Origin of the sequence: Actinomadura napierensis, from assembly GCF_039529375.1 — a bacterium.
GTDB classification, from domain to species: Bacteria; Actinomycetota; Actinomycetes; order Streptosporangiales; family Streptosporangiaceae; genus Spirillospora; species Spirillospora napierensis.
On the sequence record NZ_BAAAMR010000262.1, the window covers coordinates 1 to 1,270 of the forward strand.

2 protein-coding genes are annotated in these 1,270 nt (G+C 64.1%); both read right to left on the reverse strand.

What is annotated here, in order from left to right:
- Window positions 1–41: 41 nt before the first annotated feature.
- The gene (locus ABD296_RS49315) at window positions 42–866 is read right to left on the reverse strand and encodes an IS3 family transposase (protein ID WP_344285435.1); all 825 of its coding nucleotides are present in this window, start codon (window positions 864–866) and stop codon (window positions 42–44) included.
- 47 nt (window positions 867–913) lie between these two features.
- Window positions 914–1,201 carry a transposase gene (locus tag ABD296_RS49320; RefSeq protein WP_344285437.1) on the reverse strand — a complete coding sequence of 96 codons (288 nt, stop codon included), beginning with the start codon at window positions 1,199–1,201 and terminating at the stop codon, window positions 914–916.
- Between the last annotated feature and the right edge of the window lie 69 nt (window positions 1,202–1,270).

Here is a 1,270-nt window from a genome sequence, read left to right on the forward strand (position 1 = left end):
TGAGGTTCCCCCCGTTTCACGGCCACCTGGGGTGAGATGGGTCAGCCGGTCGGTGGTGAGGTGCGGTGTTGTTCCTCGAAGGCGACCGGGCTCAGCATTCCGATACTGGAATGCCTTCTGAATGGATTATACCAGCACTCGATCCATTCAAACATTGCGGCGGCGAGTTCAGCTCTTGTTGACCACCTCCTGATGTCCAGGAGTTCGAGTTGCATCGTTCCCCAGAACGATTCCATCATCGCATTGTCGAAACAGTCGCCGACCGTGCCCATCGAGCCGAGCAGCCCCGCATCCCGCAGGCGTTTCCCGAACACCCAAGACGTGAACTGCGCCCCATGGTCAGAGTGCAGAATCGTGGAGTTGACCTGTGGTTTGCGGCGCGCGACCGATGCAGCCATCGCATCGATGACCAGGGCGCTGGTCTGGCGGATATCGATGGAATGGCCGATGATGCGGCGGGAAAAGCAGTCGAGAACGGCTGCGCAGTAGAGTTTCCCCTCGGCGGTCGGGTGTTCGGTGATGTCGGTGACCCACAGCAGGTCCGGGGCCCGGGCGTCGAACGCGCGCTGGACCAGGTCCTCCTCGGTGGGCTCTTTGACCGGGTTGCGGCGGCCCTTGCGCCGGTAGATCCCCTGGATGCCCGCCTCGCGCATGAGCCGCTCGACCCGCTTGTGGTTCACTCGCTCGCCCAGCCCGAGCGTCAGTTCGGCGTGGACACGCGGTGCGCCGTAGCTGAGCCGGGAGTCGGTGTGGACGGCGCGGATGAGCTTCAACAACTCGGCGTTGCTTTGTGCGCGGATCGAGGCGGGCCGGCCGAGCCAGTCCTTGTAACCGGAGCGGGAGACGCCCAGGACTCGGCAGGCCACCGCTACGGGAATGTCGTAATCGGCGAGTTCGCGGACCAGCGAGTACTTTATTTTGGGAGGACGTTCTCGCGGGCGAAATACGCCGCCGCCCGTTTGAGGATTTCGTTCTCCAGTTCCAACTGCCTGGCCTTGCGTCGCAACTCGACCAGTTCCTTCTTCTCCGCGCTCGTCAGGCCGTCTCCGCGGCCCTCGTCGGCGTCTGCCTGCCGTATCCAACTACTCAGGCAGGACTGGCTGATGCCCAGGCTCTTGGCTAGCACTGTGACCGGTTTGTCGCCGGTCCGGGCCAGCTCGACAGCGCGGCGCCGGAACTCCGGCGGATGAGGTGGCGGCACGAGACACGTCCTTCCCCGTTGGCCCACGGCCAACTCAGGTCACGTGGCCGTGAAACGGGGGGAAGCTCA